This is a genomic window from Halosimplex yunnanense (assembly GCF_054504345.1).
In genome coordinates, this window is record NZ_JBTJEL010000032.1 from 339194 (window position 1) to 355615 (window position 16422).

At 67.0% G+C, this 16422-nt stretch carries 17 protein-coding genes; 13 read left to right on the top strand and 4 right to left on the bottom strand.

The features are described 5' to 3' along the window. Positions 1 to 8: 8 nt before the first annotated feature. On the bottom strand, positions 9 to 1202 hold the full coding sequence (locus AB2U09_RS08650; protein WP_459192308.1) for a hypothetical protein: 1194 nt from the start codon (positions 1200 to 1202) through the stop codon (positions 9 to 11). Between the two features lie 76 nt (positions 1203 to 1278). Here AB2U09_RS08650 and AB2U09_RS08655 point away from each other — a divergent pair, with 76 nt between their 5' ends. After that, positions 1279 to 2976 carry a DUF7282 domain-containing protein gene (locus AB2U09_RS08655; protein ID WP_459192309.1) on the top strand — a complete coding sequence of 566 codons (1698 nt, stop codon included), beginning with the start codon at positions 1279 to 1281 and terminating at the stop codon, positions 2974 to 2976. Positions 2977 to 3232: 256 nt separating this feature from the next. On the opposite strand, the gene AB2U09_RS08660 is transcribed toward AB2U09_RS08655, so the two are convergent. Continuing rightward, the gene (locus AB2U09_RS08660) at positions 3233 to 3814 is read right to left on the bottom strand and encodes a DUF6149 family protein (protein WP_459192310.1); all 582 of its coding nucleotides are present in this window, start codon (positions 3812 to 3814) and stop codon (positions 3233 to 3235) included. A 198-nt stretch (positions 3815 to 4012) separates the two neighbouring features. Between AB2U09_RS08660 and AB2U09_RS08665 the strand changes: the two genes are divergently transcribed. The 7 genes from AB2U09_RS08665 (at position 4013) to AB2U09_RS08695 (ending at position 11517) form a co-directional block, all read left to right on the top strand. After that, positions 4013 to 5293, top strand: a complete 1281-nt coding sequence (locus AB2U09_RS08665) for an NAD(P)/FAD-dependent oxidoreductase (protein ID WP_459192311.1) — start codon at positions 4013 to 4015, stop codon at positions 5291 to 5293. Between the two features lie 187 nt (positions 5294 to 5480). Beyond that, positions 5481 to 6305, top strand: a complete 825-nt coding sequence (locus tag AB2U09_RS08670; RefSeq protein WP_459192312.1) for a DUF7847 domain-containing protein — start codon at positions 5481 to 5483, stop codon at positions 6303 to 6305. A 38-nt stretch (positions 6306 to 6343) separates the two neighbouring features. Next, a complete protein-coding gene (locus AB2U09_RS08675; RefSeq protein WP_459192313.1) occupies positions 6344 to 6760 on the top strand; it encodes a DUF7124 domain-containing protein in 417 nt (138 codons plus the stop codon). A gap of 67 nt (positions 6761 to 6827) precedes the next feature. Next, positions 6828 to 7361 (top strand): DUF5815 family protein, encoded by a 534-nt coding sequence (locus AB2U09_RS08680; protein ID WP_459192314.1) that lies wholly within the window; start codon positions 6828 to 6830, stop codon positions 7359 to 7361. A 102-nt stretch (positions 7362 to 7463) separates the two neighbouring features. After that, positions 7464 to 7694, top strand: a complete 231-nt coding sequence (locus AB2U09_RS08685; RefSeq protein WP_459192315.1) for a hypothetical protein — start codon at positions 7464 to 7466, stop codon at positions 7692 to 7694. A 295-nt stretch (positions 7695 to 7989) separates the two neighbouring features. Then, the gene (gene carB, locus AB2U09_RS08690) at positions 7990 to 11277 is read left to right on the top strand and encodes a carbamoyl-phosphate synthase large subunit (RefSeq protein WP_459192316.1); all 3288 of its coding nucleotides are present in this window, start codon (positions 7990 to 7992) and stop codon (positions 11275 to 11277) included. A gap of 93 nt (positions 11278 to 11370) precedes the next feature. Beyond that, positions 11371 to 11517, top strand: coding sequence for a hypothetical protein (locus AB2U09_RS08695; protein WP_459192317.1), 147 nt, complete (start codon positions 11371 to 11373; stop codon positions 11515 to 11517). A gap of 36 nt (positions 11518 to 11553) precedes the next feature. Here the strand turns inward: AB2U09_RS08695 and sugE are convergent, their stop codons facing one another. Next, entirely contained in the window at positions 11554 to 11877 is a 324-nt protein-coding gene (gene sugE / locus AB2U09_RS08700; RefSeq protein WP_459192318.1) for a quaternary ammonium compound efflux SMR transporter SugE, read from the bottom strand. 119 nt (positions 11878 to 11996) lie between these two features. Between sugE and AB2U09_RS08705 the strand changes: the two genes are divergently transcribed. The 4 genes from AB2U09_RS08705 (at position 11997) to AB2U09_RS08720 (ending at position 14645) form a co-directional block, all read left to right on the top strand. After that, positions 11997 to 12401, top strand: a complete 405-nt coding sequence (locus AB2U09_RS08705; RefSeq protein WP_459192319.1) for a CBS domain-containing protein — start codon at positions 11997 to 11999, stop codon at positions 12399 to 12401. A gap of 205 nt (positions 12402 to 12606) precedes the next feature. Further along, positions 12607 to 14004 carry an aryl-sulfate sulfotransferase gene (locus AB2U09_RS08710; RefSeq protein ID WP_459192320.1) on the top strand — a complete coding sequence of 466 codons (1398 nt, stop codon included), beginning with the start codon at positions 12607 to 12609 and terminating at the stop codon, positions 14002 to 14004. A gap of 147 nt (positions 14005 to 14151) precedes the next feature. Continuing rightward, positions 14152 to 14316 carry a hypothetical protein gene (locus AB2U09_RS08715; protein ID WP_459192321.1) on the top strand — a complete coding sequence of 55 codons (165 nt, stop codon included), beginning with the start codon at positions 14152 to 14154 and terminating at the stop codon, positions 14314 to 14316. Positions 14317 to 14363: 47 nt separating this feature from the next. Beyond that, entirely contained in the window at positions 14364 to 14645 is a 282-nt protein-coding gene (locus AB2U09_RS08720) for a DUF7967 family protein (RefSeq protein ID WP_459192322.1), read from the top strand. A gap of 90 nt (positions 14646 to 14735) precedes the next feature. Here AB2U09_RS08720 and carA read toward each other — a convergent pair whose 3' ends face one another. Continuing rightward, a complete protein-coding gene (gene carA / locus AB2U09_RS08725) occupies positions 14736 to 15800 on the bottom strand; it encodes a glutamine-hydrolyzing carbamoyl-phosphate synthase small subunit (protein ID WP_459192323.1) in 1065 nt (354 codons plus the stop codon). Positions 15801 to 15903: 103 nt separating this feature from the next. Between carA and AB2U09_RS08730 the strand changes: the two genes are divergently transcribed. Beyond that, on the top strand, positions 15904 to 16317 hold the full coding sequence (locus tag AB2U09_RS08730) for an Lrp/AsnC family transcriptional regulator (protein WP_459192324.1): 414 nt from the start codon (positions 15904 to 15906) through the stop codon (positions 16315 to 16317). Positions 16318 to 16422: the final 105 nt, after the last annotated feature.

Genomic DNA, 16422 nt, shown 5'->3' on the forward strand with positions numbered 1-16422 from the left:
TCGCCGGGCTACGAATCCGGGAGCGAGACGCCCGCGGCCCACATCTCGGGGCTCCCCCATCGGTCCATGGAATCGACCTGACCGGCGACGAACAGTTGTTCCTCGGTTGCGGCCACGACCTGCACGTCCTCGTACTCGAACGTCCGATCCCAGTCGCGTCGTCCGAGTCGATCGGTCCCGAACAGTTGGCTGCGAGTCGCCACGGCGAACCCCTCGTCGAGGGGCGCGAGGTCGGTCGGCCGGACCCCCTCGAACCTGCGGCGCCAGACAGGAAACCCCTGATCGTCGACGACAGACAGGACCGCCTCCTGTCTGTCGTAGTGGTAGATCTCTCCGAGGAGGACCGCACCGCCCGGGCGGGGGAGCACGCGGAGTGCTTCCTCGGCGTACCCGGCGAGGGTCCGGCGCCACTGCTCGCGGCCGTACTCGCCGGTCGCGAGGAGCGCGGGCACGGTCCCCTCGACCGAGGGCGGTCTCGACTCGCCGACGAGGAGGTAGCCGCCGTCGTGACGAGCGGTGATATCCATGACTCTGAAATCGTCGAACTGGTACGTGTGAAACCACTCCCGGTCGCCGTCGGCATCGGTCCCGAGGGCCCACGCGACCCGGTTCCCGTCCTCGCCCATGCCGCCGCCGAGGACGACCCCGCCGTCTGGTCGCCGACCGGCCGCGGTCGAGTTGGGTTCGAGCGCCTCACCCAGCCTGACGTCCTTCTCCCAGCGACGCTCGCCGTTGGGTCCGAGCGACAGGATCCACGGCCGTCGCCTGTCGCTCGCGTCCGTGACGACGACGTACCCGTCGTCGGTGCGGGCGAACCAGCCGTCGTACCACTCCGGCGCGTCGAGGCGAGCGTCCACTTCCAGGGTTCCGTCGTGCAGGAACTGGATCACCCGGAGTCCGTACTCCGTCTCGCGGGGACTGACGAGGAGGGCGGCGCCCTCGCCGTGTGCGGGGACCGCAGCTATGGGCCTGTCGTCCGTGGTCCCGAACGTCTCCGTCCAGACCGCGTCGGACTGCGCGGGCGTCGGCGACGTGACGGTGTCGGTACCTCGGACGGTGGAACCGGGTCGGGCCGCACCGGTTCCACCGGCCGGTTCCGCGCTGTCGGTCGATCCCGAGCGAGCGGCGGCGCCGGCGGTCCCGGCGCTCGCCAGACCGGCGAGCGAAGCGAGGAGCCGTCGGCGAGACTGTTCGGAGGGCATCGTCGGCGGGACGCCGCCAGCGGACAAAACCGTTCCGACAGAAGACATTTAATCCGGCCGGCCGGGCGGTCGAACGATGCCCTCCAGTCGGGTGACCGCCCTCTCGATAGCCGCGTTCGTCGCCGCGACGGTAGCGTTCGCGGCCGCCGTTCCGGTCGGCGGGACGGCGGCCCATCAGGACCGGTCGATCACGGGACCGGCAGCTCAGTCGGACACCGGGGATAGCGACCTGAATCTGACCATCCGGTCCAGTGCGCGCGTCGAGTTCGAGGATCTGGATTCGACGTCTGCCGTTCGCGAGCGGGTCACGGCCGGCACGCTCCCGGTCCGCGAACAGTTCACGGTCGGTGATCCGTTCGTCGTCGAGATAGCGCACGCCGATCTCGCCGCGGATCTGGGCGACGGAAACGCGACGACGGCGTTTCTCGACCGGTTCGGGACGCCCGCGGCGAACCTGACGTTCGAGGGGATGACCGGCCCTCAGCGGTACTCCAAATGGATCGATTCGTTCCCGAACGGGACGCGCGCGTTCGTCGACGCAGCCAACGGCACGACGTACGTCGTCGTGGACACGGACCGCGTGACGGTCACCTCCTCGGACGCGCCGGGTCCGGGGGTCGACCGGAACGTCTCGCAACCCAACCCGGAGTACTCGCCGGGTCTGAGGCAGTACGACCACTTCAGCGCCGAAGTGACCCTGGCCGGGGGGTCGAACCTGACGGCGGGCGACGAGCGCGTGGGCGCGACGCGGGACTTCGATGTCCTAATCCGGACTGCCGAGATCCGGTACGACGACGAACAGCGCGAGCGGGTCTACGTCGCTCCGGGTCCCAATCAGGCCGTCCGCGGAGGGACGAACGTCCCCGGTGGGCTCGATGTCACGGTCGTCCTCCGCGGGCAAGACGACCCGAAGACGGCCGAGAGCGAGTCCTTCGTCCGGCGGACGACCGCTACCGTCGACGACACGGGGAACTTCTCGGCGACGTTCGACCTGAGTGGCGTCCCCGCCGGAACGGTGGCGAATGCGTCCGTCCGCTTCGACGGACGCGGCATCCTCAACCGGGAGGACGGGGACCCGCCGGAGCCGTCGACCGTCGTCGTGGCACCAATCTCGGGGTCGGTCACAGTCCGTGAAACCGAACGGAACGCCTCTGGGAGTTACGACGCGGTCACCGTCGACGCGGCCCTCTCGCGCGGCGGGTTCGTCGTTCTCCACCGGGGGAGTGCTACCGGCCCGGTCGCGGGCGTCTCCGGGTATCTCTCTCCGGGCAGTCACGAGGACGTGCCGGTCTACGTCGGCCGTGCGACGCGAAGCTCGGATCCGCTCGTCGCCGTCGTCCACCGCGACGCTGACCACGACAAGTGGTTCGACACCCCGTCCGTCGACCGGCCGTACGACACGTCCGGCGACGCCGTGGCCCGGACGGACTTCGCACCGGCATCGCCTGCGGAACCGATAGGGACCCCCACACAGACAGCGACGCGGACGGTGACCCCGACAGCGACGGACGGAACACCGACCCGATCGCCGACTGCGACAGGTCCCGTCACGGCGTCTGAGACCCCTATCGGCGCGTCGGCGACCGAGAGTCTCCGGTCCGTCACCGAAACGACCGAAGCCGGATCGCCGCGTGCCGCGACTCCGTCTGCCGGCCGTCAGCCGTCGCCGGAAACGACAACAGAGGGCGCAGGGTCAGGGTTCGGAGTGGTCGCCACGCTCGCCGCGAGCGTGATCCTGGCCCTTCTCACGGTCCGTTCTGCCGCCCGGCCGTGACTCCGCCGCTGGCACGCCCCGGAGCATCTCCATCTGCGGGGTCCGACGACGGGCAAGGGCTCGGATTGAACGGTCGCCGTCGGAGTCCAGGCGACTGCCCAACCGAAGCGGGCGGCGGCCGTGACCGCAGAACTGGGTTCGTCGCCGGTGACGGCCGGAACCGGCGCCGGGTTCGGTGGCTTCGCGACGCTGTCCTCGGGGCTGGTTCTAGTCGCACTCCGGGCCAGTCGCCGACAGCAACGGCCTGCTGGTACCGCTACGTCTCGTCGGCGCCGGGAGCGGCGTCCACGTCGACGTCTTCGGGTTCCTCGCGGCCGCCGACGACGAGGTCGCCGTCGTCGGTCTCGACGTAGACGTCGTCGGCGAACCCGCCCTCAGCGTGGGGATGCTCGGGGTCCTTCAGCTTCTCGGGAGTCGAGGGGGCATCGGCGACGCCGCCCGCGGGGGCGAACTCGCCGAGCGGGTCGTCGATAGTGATGCCGTGGGGCTCGAAGAAGTCGGCGTAGCGGTCGTAGTGGGCCTGTAGCTCGTCGGAAGGGAACTCCATCATCTCGGTCCAGCCGTGGTTGTAGAAGTCGAAGTTGGCCTGGACGTGGGTGATCTCCCGGGCCTCGGCCTCGGGGTAGCCCTCCTCGAGTGCGGCGACGTAGGTGTCCATCGTCGCGTCGAAGAAGTCGTCGAGGTGCGCCCGTCGCTCCTCGCGGCGGCCCTCCTCGGCCTTCCCGGCGAAGATGTCCGTGTGCATCCCGACGAGCCGGTCGGTGACCTTCTCCCCGACGACCGGGAGGGTCAGCGCCTGCTTCGCCGCGAAGTGACGGACGTTCTGGCGGAGTTTCATCTCGTCGCTGGGGTTAGGACGGGACGCTCTTCAACGTCCCGTTCGGCACCGCTCGGCGCCCGGACGTGGGCACTCGCGGGGGGAAACCCGCTCACGGCTGACGGAACGATCAGAATTTCCCGTCGCTGCGTGCGTTTGGCAACCAACCGCATGGAGAGATAGCAACCCACATTAACCACGGTTACGAAGGTACCGGGCATGAGCGCATCCCACGTCATCATCGGTGATGGCATCGCGGGGAGTTCGGCAGCGGAGACGATTCGGGAGGAGGACCCTGACGCCGACATCACCGTGATCACCGACGAGGGGGAGGCACTGTACAACCGGATCCTGATCAAAGAGTTCGCCAAGGGGAAACTCCCCGAGGCGCCCATCTCGATCCACGAACCGGAGTGGTACGACGAGCGGGACATCGACCTCCAGCTCAACACCTACGTCACGACCGTCGACACCGAGAACAACGTCGTCCGCACCCACGAGGGTCAGGACTACGAGTACGACAAGCTGCTCGTCGCGACAGGTGGGACACCGGCGAGCCTCGCGAGCTTCGGTATCCAGAACGCCGACGCCGACGGCATCGACCACTTCTGGACGTTCCAGGACGCCCGCTCGATCAAGGAGAACGTCGAGAACGCCGACCAGGGCATCATCGTCGGCGCCGGTCTGCTCGGTATCGACCTGGCGGCCATCTGCGGCGCACAGGGTCTCGACGCCAACTACCTGATGCGCGGCGAGTGCTGGTGGCGCTACGCGCTGGACGAGGAAGGCGCGGAGATCCTCCACGAGGCCATGCGCGAGCGCGGCGTCACGCCGGTCTTCGAATCCGGCGTCGACCGCTTCGAGACCGACGAGAACGGGCAGGTCGAGGCCGCTATCGATCCCAACGGCGAGCGCTTCGAAGGCGACTGGGCCGGCGTCGCCATCGGCCTGAGCTTCAACACGGAGTTCCTGCAGGACACGCCCGTCGAGACGAACGACAACGGGATCGTCACCGACGAGTTCATGCGGACCAACGTCGACGACATCTACGCCGCGGGTGACATCACCTGGTTCTACGACACCATCCTCGACGACATGGGCGAGAACGGGTCGTGGGGCTCCGCGAAGGAGCAGGGTTCGATCGCGGGTCAGAACATGGTCGAGGACCTCCGCGAGGGCGGCGAGACCGACGACCCCGAGGAGTTCCGCTGGGTCTCCTCGTACTCGATCACCCACTTCGACTTCCCCTTCCTCTCCTTCGGCCACCCGACCATCGGCGACGACGAGGCCAGCCAGAAGTACAGCGACACCGAGTGGCGCCGTCTCGCCTTCAAGGACGGCAAGATCGTCGGCGGCGTCCTGATCGGCGACCTCTCCCAGCAGTCCAAGTACAAGAAGCTCATCCGCGAGGAGCGCGAAGTCGCCCAGCACAAGGACCTGCTCATGGAGGAGGACGTCGACATGGACAAGCTCGAAGAGGCCGCGCCGAAGCCCGAGTAACTCCCGCACCCGATTTTCCCGACGTAGCCGTTTTCGATTTCGCTGTCGCACGCTCCCGAGTCCGTTCTCCGCTCTCCCCGCACACAGACCGTCTCGCTATTGGCCGGGATGCGGTCTCCCCCCAGAGAGGTCACTCAGACTGAAATAAATAGAATCCTTTAAGTGAGAGAGTCGACCAGTCGGGTCCATGTCAGTCGCGGTGGGTGATACGTTGGAGGACGCGGTACAGCGATTGATGACTATCCCGGGGATACTGGTGCTGGTCCTGTTTCTCGGATTCAGGCTCACCAACCCGGTGATATACGAGACGTTCTTCGCGCGCGGGGTGGAGTTCGCACTCAGAGAAGCGGGGGGATACACGCTGATGGACGTGCGATTCAAACTGGCGGAGCTGGGCTACGACTTCTTGCTGCCGCTCGTCGACGCAGTCGACAAGACGGGGATGGAGGTTTCGTTCCCCGTCGCGATCGCCATGGTGTCGGTGCTGCCGTTCGTCGCGGAGCTGCTGCACGTCGTCGGCGTGCGGGCGCTGGCGGCGCGCGATCCGAACAGCGTCCCGGTCGAGGAGATCACGTCGGGACTGGTCGGCGCCTACGTGAAGTCGCTGGTCGCCAACTTCGTCGCGCTGGTGCTAATCGTCCTCGGGACGCTGTTTTTCCTGGTCCCGGGCATCGCGCTGGCGGTGCTGTTTTTCTTCGTCCGCCACCGGATCGCGCTGGCAGGTGACGGCGTCTTCGAGGCCATCTCCCAGAGCTACGCGCTCGTGAAGGAGAACGCGATGCCGATGGTCGTCCTCGGGGTCGTCTTCTGGCTGACGTACCTCGTGGTGACGTTCATCGCCGGGATGATGCCGCTCGGCGAGCTCAGCGGACCGTTCAACCGGGCCGTGGAGACGGCCGTCATCGTCTTCGGCATCTCGATGCTGACGAGCGCGTACCTGCAGGCGGTCGGCGGCGTCGGCGGCCGGGCGAGCGCCGCGCCCGCCGGCCAGAGCGACCGTCTCGGGGCCTGATCGAAGCCGTTTTCCACCCTGCTGTGCGTCTGTCGAGTATGGACAGCGGCGGCAGCAGCGACATGACGCTCGCGTTCGACCTGGACGCGCTGAAGGAACTGGCCTACCCCGACCGGGTGTTCCAGGACGCGCGCCAGTGGAGCGAGTACGTCGGCGTCGTCTCCGAACAGCCGACGTACGTCGTGACGAACTTCACGCGCAAACACCGGATCCGACAGGACTTCTTCTCCGGTCCGCGCAGCCGCGCCGAGAGCCTGGAGAACGTCCAGCGGCAGTTCGGCACGGAACGGCACGTCTTCGTCGGCACCGACGGCGAGGACGAGGAGCTCGCCGAGGAGGTCGGCTGGGAGTTCCTCGACGTCGAAAACGCCGCGGAGGCCGCCGAGTGGGAACTGGGCGAGCCGGAGACGCCCGCCGACGCGGCCGGCGACGACGAGCGCGACGACTGGCCGTAGTTCTTACCTGGACGTCCGCGCAGCCCGTACCGCGGCGTTTAAACGGTTCACTGTGGTACATCCGACAATGGCAGAACCGCGCGTCCCCGGGAGCGAGGGGGCCGATATCGAGTTGCCCTGCGGCGAGACGGTCGCCGTCCACGACCTGGACATGGGCCTGCGCGAGTACGACTGCGCCTGCGGCGACGTCCACGCCGTCGTGATGGACGTCCACCCGCTGGGCCGGTTCGTCCCCGAGTTCCTCGTCGAGGTGCTCACCGAGACCATCGAGACCGCCGACGAGTTCCCGGAGTTCACCACCGCCCACGTCATGGCCAGCGTGATGGAGGAGTTCCCCCAGGAGATCGTCGTCGAGGACGTCTCCGAGGACGGGCAGGCGGGCTACTCGATGGTGTGGGTCGCCGACTTCGACGCGCGACGACTCCACGAGACCGTCGTCGAGCTGGTCGTCGAGCTCATGGACCACGCCGTGAGCCACGCCGACGACGAGGAGGCCGCCGCGCAGTTCGAGCAGTGGCTCCACGAGTTCGACGTCGCCGCGTTCGTCGACCAGTACCGCGAGGAACGCGAGTTCGAGACCGAACACGACTCGGCGGTCTGACCGGGAACCGCCTCGAGACCGCTTTTGCTTTTCCACAGCGGCAGCGGCCGTCAGACGCTCGTCTGACTGAGGTTGATGGTTCTCGGACCGAAGGTCCTCCGCATGCGCACCCGTCGGAGCGAGTTCGACCGGATCCGATCGGTGCTTCGGGAGGTCGACGCAGAGGAGCCGCTGACCGCCCGGGAGATCCTCGATCTCCTCGAAGCCCACGGTGAGGAGTTCGACAGCGCCCACCGCGTGGCGACGATTCTCGGCCGCCACGCCGAGTCCGGCGAGGTCGACATCGTCCGCGACCAGCCCTATCGATACCAAGTCGACGAGGGCGTGGAGTGACGACTTCGCGCACGGCGGACCGACTGCTCGGCGGAACCGAGATCGTCGGTTCCGACCGACCTGACCGGAGGCCGAACCGGCGATGATTTACGTGTCGTCCCGAACCGTTCGATAGCTGCGCCGCCGTCCACGAGACGGCCCGGGTGGCGGCCCTCGACCGGGGATCGATTTCTCCGTTCTCCCCGTACCGACCGCACAGGCGGACGGCCGGCGCGGAATACGATTTTCGAAACTCGGTTTCGATATCCGTATTCTTTCGCCGGGTTTATTACGACGAGCGGACTTTCCCCGGGTAATGACACAGGACGAGGACCGCACAATTCTGCTCATCGGGAGCGGCCCGATCAAGATCGGGCAAGCGGCCGAGTTCGACTACTCGGGCGCACAGGCGTGTCGCGCGCTGCAGGAAGAGGGCGCTCGCGTCGTGCTCGTCAACTCGAACCCGGCGACGATCATGACCGACCCGGAGATGGCCGACGCCGTCTACATCGAGCCTATCAACACCGAGGCCATCGCCGAGATCATCCGGAAGGAACAGCCCGACGGCGTCATCGCCGGCCTGGGCGGCCAGACCGGCCTGAACGTCACCGCCGAACTCGCCGAGGAGGGCGTCCTCGACGAGCACGACGTCGAGGTGATGGGCACGCCGCTGGACACCATCTACGCCACGGAGGACCGCGACCAGTTCCGCCAGCGCATGGAGTCCATCGACGAGCCGGTCCCCGAATCGATCACCATCGAGGCCATGGACGAGGTCGAGGACGCGGTCGAGGCCGTCGGCGGCCTCCCCGTCATCATGCGGACGACCTACACCCTCGGCGGTGCCGGGTCGGGCGTCATCGACGACATGGACCAGCTCAAAGAGGCCGTCCACAAGGGGCTGCGCCTCTCCCGGGACGACCGCGTGATGATCACCGAGTCGATCGACGGCTGGATCGAGCTGGAGTACGAGGTCATGCGGGACGCCGACGACTCGTGTATCATCATCTGCAACATGGAGAACCTCGACCCGATGGGCATCCACACGGGCGAGTCCACGGTCGTCACGCCCTCGCAGGTCATCCCCGACGAGGGCCACCAGGTCATGCGCGACACCGCGCTGAAGACGATCCGCGAACTCGGCATCCAGGGCGGCTGTAACATCCAGTTCGCCTGGCGCGACGACGGCACGCCCGGCGGCGAGTACCGCGTCGTCGAGGTCAACCCGCGCGTCTCCCGCTCCTCCGCGCTCGCCTCGAAGGCGACTGGGTACCCCATCGCCCGCGTCACCGCGAAGGTCGCGCTCGGCAAGCGCCTCCACGAGATCGAAAACGAGATCACGGGCCAGACCACCGCCGCCTTCGAGCCCGCCATCGACTACGTGGTCACGAAGGTGCCGCGCTGGCCCAAGGACAAGTTCGGCGACGTCGAGTTCGAACTCGGCCCGGCGATGAAGTCCACCGGCGAGGCGATGGCCATCGGTCGCACCTTCGAGGAGTCGCTTCTCAAGGCACTGCGGTCCTCGGAGTACGACCCCGCCGACGACTTCGCGACCGTCTTCAACGACGAGCTCGAGGAGACCTACCTCGAACGCCCCTCGCCCGACCGTCCCTATGCCATCTTCGAGGCGTTCAGTCGCGGCTACTCGGTCGAACAGATCCGCGAGATCACCGAGATCCGCGAGTGGTACCTCGAGCGCTTCAAGCGCATCGCCGAGGCCGCCGAGGCCGCCCAGAACGGCGACTTCCAGGAAGCGGCCGACGTCGGCTTCACCGACCAGGAGATTACCGCGCTGGCCGGCGGCGAGTTCAACGACACCCACGCCTCGTGGCTGCCGGTCGTCGAGGGCCCGGACGCGCCCGACGACGACACCGCGATGGCCGACGGCGGGGCGGAGACGGAGTCCGCCGAGGCGGCCAGTTCGCCCGGTCCGGACGCGACCGTCGACGAGGTCGACGGCCAGACCTCTGACCGCGACTTCAAGCTCGTCGACACCTGCGCCGGCGAGTTCGCGGCGACGACGCCCTATTACTACTCTTCCCGTGACCCCATCTCGGGACTCGGCCGGAACGAGGTGCAGGTCGACCGCGACGTCGAGAGCGTCGTAGTCGTCGGCGGCGGCCCCATCCGCATCGGGCAGGGCGTCGAGTTCGACTACTGCTCGGTCCACGCCGTCCGCGCGCTCGAAGAGGTCGGCATCGACGCGCACGTCGTCAACAACAACCCCGAGACGGTCTCGACGGACTACGACACCTCGGACGGGCTGTTCTTCGAGCCCATCACCGCCGAGGAAGTCGCCGACGTGGTCGAGGAGACCGGCGCCGACGGCGTGATGGTCCAGTTCGGCGGCCAGACCTCGGTCGACATCGGCCACCCGCTGGAAGCGGAACTCGAACGCCGCGGCCTCGACTGCGAGATCATGGGCACCTCGGTCGACGCGATGGACCTCGCCGAGGACCGCGACCGCTTCAACCGCCTCATGGACGACCTGGGCATCGCACAGCCCCAGGGCGGCTCCGCGACGAGCGAACAGGAAGCGCTCGACCTCGCGCACGAGATCGGCTACCCCGTCCTCGTCCGCCCCTCGTACGTGCTGGGCGGCCGCGCGATGGACATCGTCTACAGCGACGAGGACCTCAAGGAGTACATCGAGGAGGCGGTCCGCGTCAGCCCGGACAAGCCCATCCTCGTGGACGAGTTCCTCGAAGGCGCCGTCGAACTCGACGTCGACGCCGTCTCCGACGGGGAGGACGTGCTCATCGGCGGCATCATGGAACACGTCGAGTCCGCCGGCGTCCACTCCGGCGACTCCGCGTGTATGATCCCGCCGCGCTCGCTCGGGCGCGACGTGAACCGCAAGGTGCGTCAGGTCACCGAGGACATCGCCCGCGCGCTCGACACGGTCGGGCTGATGAACGTCCAACTGGCCGTCAAGGACGAGGAAGTGTACGTCCTCGAAGCCAACCCGCGCTCCTCGCGCACGGTGCCGTTCGTCTCGAAGGCGACTGGCGTCCCCATCGCGAAGCTCGCGGCGAAGGTCATGGCCGGCGAGTCCCTCGAAGATCTGGACGTCAACGAGCAGGTCCCCGAACAGGTCTCGATCAAGGAGGTCGTCCTGCCGTTCGACCGCCTGCCGGGCTCGGACCCGCGCCTCGGCCCGGAGATGAAATCCACCGGCGAGGTCATGGGCACCGCCGACTCGTTCGGCAAGGCCTACCAGAAGGCCCAGATGTCCGTCGGCAAGCCCATCCCCTTGGAGGGCACGGCCGTCGTCGACCTCTCAGAGAGCGAGTTCCCCGGCCGCGAGACGGAGGCCGGCGAGGAGCTGGTCGAGGGCTACGCCGAGCACTTCAACCTCGTCCAGTTCGACGACGAGGAGGAGTTCGTCGACGCCATCGAGAACGGCGAGGTTGACCTCATCGTCTCCCGCCAGCGCAAGCCCCTGCAGTCGGCCGTCGAGGAGGAGATCACTTACTTCTCGACGCTCGCTTCCGCCCGCGCGGCGCTGGAGGCCATCGAGGCCGCCGACGAACCGCTGGACGTCCAGCCCGTCGGCCAGCGCGTCAAGCGCGACGAGTACTGGGGCCAGCCGAAAGGCGAGTAAGCGGCGCTCTCGAGGACGAACAGCGTCCTACTCGCTGCATCCCGTTCGCTTTGCCGGCCGATCGCATTTCTGTTCGCAGACCGAACTGATCGTATGAGCTATCGCACCACGATCGGTTGGTCGCTTTTCTCCTCCGGAATCGTCACCCTCCTGCTCAAGGCCCTCCCATACCCCTCCGTCTACTGGGGGATCGGGTTGCTCGTCGTCGGCCTCGTCGTGCTACTGTATCGGCAGTTCTGACCGTCCTCATCGGGGGACGAGGCGGTCTCGTGGAGATCAGCCACCGCCCGAGGTGAGGTTCAGACCGGCGATGCCGACGACGATCAGGCCGATAAATGCGACGCGGGCCGGGCTAACCGGCTCGTCGAAGAGAACGATCCCGAGCGCCGCGGTGCCGACCGCGCCGATACCGGTCCAGACGGCGTAGGCGGTCCCGACGGGCAGACTCTCGACGGCCCTCGCGAGCAGGACGACGCTGACGGCCATCGCGGCGATCGTCGCGGCCGTCGGGACCGGACGCGTGAGTCCATCGGAGTACTCCAGCCCGATGGCCCACGCGACCTCGAATAGCCCGGCGACGGCGAGCAGGTACCAGGACACGTCGCGGTCGTACCCCCGGGCGCGGCGTGTACCTTCCGGTTCGGCCCACGGCGGTATCGCCGGGGGTCGGGCGAGGAAAAACCGTCGGCATTTATATTCTTGGTATGTGATGAACTGGTATGGACGACATCTTCGTCGCGCGGTTGATGAGTTCGGATCTGCAGACGGTCGGTCCCGACACGCTGGTCGAGGAGGCCGCCGAACGGATGCAGTCCCACGCGATCGGGTCGCTGGTGGTCGTCGACGAGGACAACCAGCTGCTGGGCATCCTCACGACGACCGACTTCGTCGACATCGTCGCCAAGAGCCGGCCCAAGGCCGAAACTACGGTCGAGCGGTACATGACGACCGACGTGGTGACGACGACAGCCCAGACCTCTATCGTCGAGGCCGCCGACGTCATGATCGAACAGGGCATCCACCACCTCCCCGTCGTCGACGACGAGGAGGGCGTCATCGGGATGATCTCGACGACCGATCTGGCGGCCTACATCTCGACGGTCCAGACGCCCTCGCCGGCCTGACGCGCTCGGACCTCTCACGGACTTTTCACACGCTCGCCGCGCCCTCCGCGGTATCGACTGCTCCTGCCGCTGAGCGGTAGCCGTAGCCTGCTGAGATAGCTGTCGCGTCGGGACGGAAGATCGGTACCCGGTTGCGGGACCGAACGTAGCGTCCCGTCTATCAGAAAGAGGAATTTCTTTGTGCGGGGGTTCACCTATCTGGGGTATGAAACGTCGTACCCTCCGCATCGCAGTTCTCTGTATCGTCGCCGCGTCGTGCCTCTATCTGGTGAGCGGGTATCTGAATTACTCGAGTGCGGCGAACGCCGCCGCGGAACAGTCAGAACTGCCCTTCGAAGACCGGGAAGAGATCGTTCCGCCCCGGGACAACGTCACCGTGATCACCGGTCAGGGGTTCGCGGACCGGGCCAGAGACTCGCTCACGGCGTTCGCGCCGGACGGCCGCGTCCTCTACTACCACGACGAGTACAGCAAGTACCAGGACGTGGACCCGTCGCCGAAGGGCCGATACACCGTCACGGTCATCGCCTCGGAGTTCATCTATCCCGAGGAGTGCGACGCGTCCGTGCGACGCTGCGTCCGCGACAACATCGTTCGGATCAACCTGACGACTGGCGAGACGGAGACGCTGTACAGCATGGTCGCGCCGGCGCTGTACAGCGAGAAGATCCACGACGTCGATAGGGTCGGGCCGAACAGGTTCATCGTTGCGGACATCATCTACGACCGGGTGTATCAGCTGAACACCTCGACCGGGATGCACGAGTGGTCGTGGCAGGCGATGACCGAGTTCCCCCGGAGCGGCGGCGGTGAGTGGCCAAACGACTGGACGCACCTCAACGACGTTGAGATGCTCCCCGACGGGAGAGTCATGGCCTCGCTCCGCAATCAGGACCAGGTCGTCTTCATCGACCCGGAGACGGGGCTCCAGGAGAACTGGACGCTCGGCGCCGAGGACGACTACTCGGTGCTCTACGAACAGCACAACCCCGATTACATCCCCGAGTCGCGCGGCGGTCCGGCCGTCGTCGTCGCCGATTCGCACAACAACAGGGTCGTCGAGTTCCAGCGGCGAAACGGTTCGTGGGAGCAGTCCTGGCAGTGGTCGGACGACGACATGCAGTGGACTCGGGACGCCGACCGCCTCCCCAACGGCAACACCCTCATCGTCGACTCCAACGGCGGCCGCGTGCTCGAAGTCGATCCCAACGGCACGATGGTGTGGAACGTCACCCTCTCCAGCGCGTACGACGCCGAACGGCTCGGTACCGGCGACGAGAGCGCGGGCGGGTGGAGCGCCGCCAGCCAGGACCTCGCGAGTTCCGGGGAAATCGAGCGAAACACCGACGACGACGACAGCGGTGGCGTCATCGACCTCATCGGACTGAAGCGCGCGTTCCTCAGGATGGCGCCGGCGAAGCTCATGTCGGCGGTCGTGTTCCTGGTCCCGCCGTGGATGCGCGTCTGGCACATCGCCGCCATCGCCGCGAGTCTCGCGTCGGTCTTCGCGCTGTTCGTCGCCGAGGTGCGGTGGCGCTACGACGTGTCGCTGCACGTCCGGGACACGATCGACGTCCGACGGAAGGGATCGGACGGCGACTAACGGCGTTCGATCGGCCGGCGTGTGGCCGCCTCGCGGTCCCTCCGACACCGGAGGGTGGTTCTGCCCGGTCGCTTCGCCACTGCGCGGTGACGGTCGGCCCTCGCTCGGGTAGCCCATCTTTTTCGCAGCGGAGGTCCAAGATGGCGCATGGCCCTGCCGAGCTACTCCGAGTACTGGAACGAGATCGAACCGTCGCTTTTGATGATCATCGGGTTCGTGCTGTTCGTCTTCCCGGAGCCGGCCACCTCGGTGCTGGGCGCGGGGCTGATGCTGCTCGGCGCGTCCTGGTGGTTCTACGAGTGGGGCCGATAAGGGGCCACCACTCGAACGCCTTTGCCGGTGGCCCGCGAAGGACACCTATGACCGACGACTCCGAGTCCGTTCGCGTGTGGCTCGTCGAACGAACCTACTCCGACGACGAGCAGAACATCATCATCCTCACCTACGCCACGCCGGACGGCGAGCGGTACTTCCGCAAGGAGCGCGCGCTCACCAGTTTCAACGACAGGCGGGACACGACGGCCGCAGTCGACGCCGACCAGCGAAACCTCGGTGCGGTCAGCGACCCGGATCTACAGGCGCAGTACGCCGCTGAGGCCCAGCGGATGGCTGAGGTCCACGACCCCGACGACGTGATCTGACGGTCCCGGCGTAGCCGCCGGAGGACCGCTGTGGCAGTCGCACTACTCGCGAACGCTCAGTTGGGCGGGAAGGGAAAAACGAGGGTGTCGTCAGTTCGTCGCGACGGTCTCGTCGTCGGCCAAGGCGAGGACTTCGTCGAAAAAGCCCTTCGAGTCGTTGGGACCGGGGTTGGCTTCGGGGTGGTACTGGCGGGTGAGGATGTCGAGTTCGTCGTTCTCCAGCCCCTCGGGGGTGTCGTCGTTGACGTTGATCTGGGTGACTTCGAGGTTGTCACCGGGGTCGGCGACGGTGTAACCGTGGTTCTGGGTGGTCATGACCACCTTGTCGGTCCGCAGGTCGCGGACGGGCTGGTTGACGCCGCGGTGGCCGAACTCCATCTTCTCGGTCTCGCCGCCGAGCGCGTTGGCGACGACCTGCTGGCCGAGGCAGATCCCGGCGATGGGCTTCTCGCCGACGTAGCTGTCGACGAGTTCGTTGGCCTGGTCGAAGTTCTCCGGGTCACCCGGGCCGTTGGAGATGAAGAGCACGTCGGGGTCGAGCTCGGCGACCTCCTCCTCGGTCGTGTCGTGGGGCAGCAGGTGGACCGTCGCGTCGCGCTCGACGAGCGACTCGATGATCGAGCCCTTCGCGCCGCAGTCGATGAGCGCGACGTCGGCGCCCGCGCCGTCCTCGTTGTAGACGACTGTCTCGGGCGTGGTGACCTGGTCGCCGATGTCGGTGTGGTCGCTCATGTGCTTGCACTGCTCGAGTTCGTCCAGCGCGTCCTGCTCGGTGACGCCCTCGCCGGCGGCGATGCCGCACTTCATCGCGCCGGAGTCCCGAATTTCGGTCACGATGTCGCGGGTGTCGAGCTTGTCGACGGCGGGGACGCCCTCCTCTTCGAGCCACTCGACCACGTCGTCGGTCAGGTCGCGCGCGACGACGCCGCGGGGATGGACTCGGTCGGACTCGAAGCGCTCCTCTCGGACCCCGTAGTTGCCGATCAGCGGATAGGAGAAGGTGAGGATCTGCTCCTCGTAGGAGGGGTCCGTGAGGCTCTCCTCGTAGCCCGTGTACGCTGTCGTGAAGACCAGTTCCCCGCGAGTCGTGCCCGGCGAGCGCGCACGCGCCTCGACGACGCGTCCGCCCTCTAGTGCCACGTAGGCGTCCGTCATTACGAGATGCGTATACCATCCCCGTGCATAAGGCTTGCTTTCGAAGTTAGGTTACGAATTTCGTAACGGTCAAGTGCGGCCGCGCGGAACGGTTGCGTATTCGATGGACGACCTCGACCGGGAGATCCTGAACATCCTCCGCAGGGACGCGCGGACGCCGTACACGGAGATCGCCGACAGCGTGGGGACCTCCGAGGGGACCGTTCGCAACCGCGTCGAATCGCTCGTCGAGGAGGGCGTCATCGAGCGGTTTACCGTGGCGACGCGGACGGGGAACGTCAAAGCGATGATCGAGGTCGGCGTCGACGTCAGCGTCGACACCCACGACATCAGCGAGCGCGTCGCCGAGTGGCAGGAAGTCGACTTCGTCTGGCAGGTCTCCGGCGAGGAGGACATCGTCTTCGTCGTCGACGCTCAGGACACCGAGCGCGTCAACGAGATCATCACGCAGACCCGGGAGCTAGAGGAAGTCGTGAGTACGAAGACGAGGCTGATCCTCGACGAACGCGTCGGGTGAGCGGCTCGTCGCCGCGAACCGACGCACAACGAGGATTCGTCGATGAGGCTGATCCTCGACGAACGCGTCGGGTGAGCGGCTCGTCGCCGCGAACCGACGCACAAC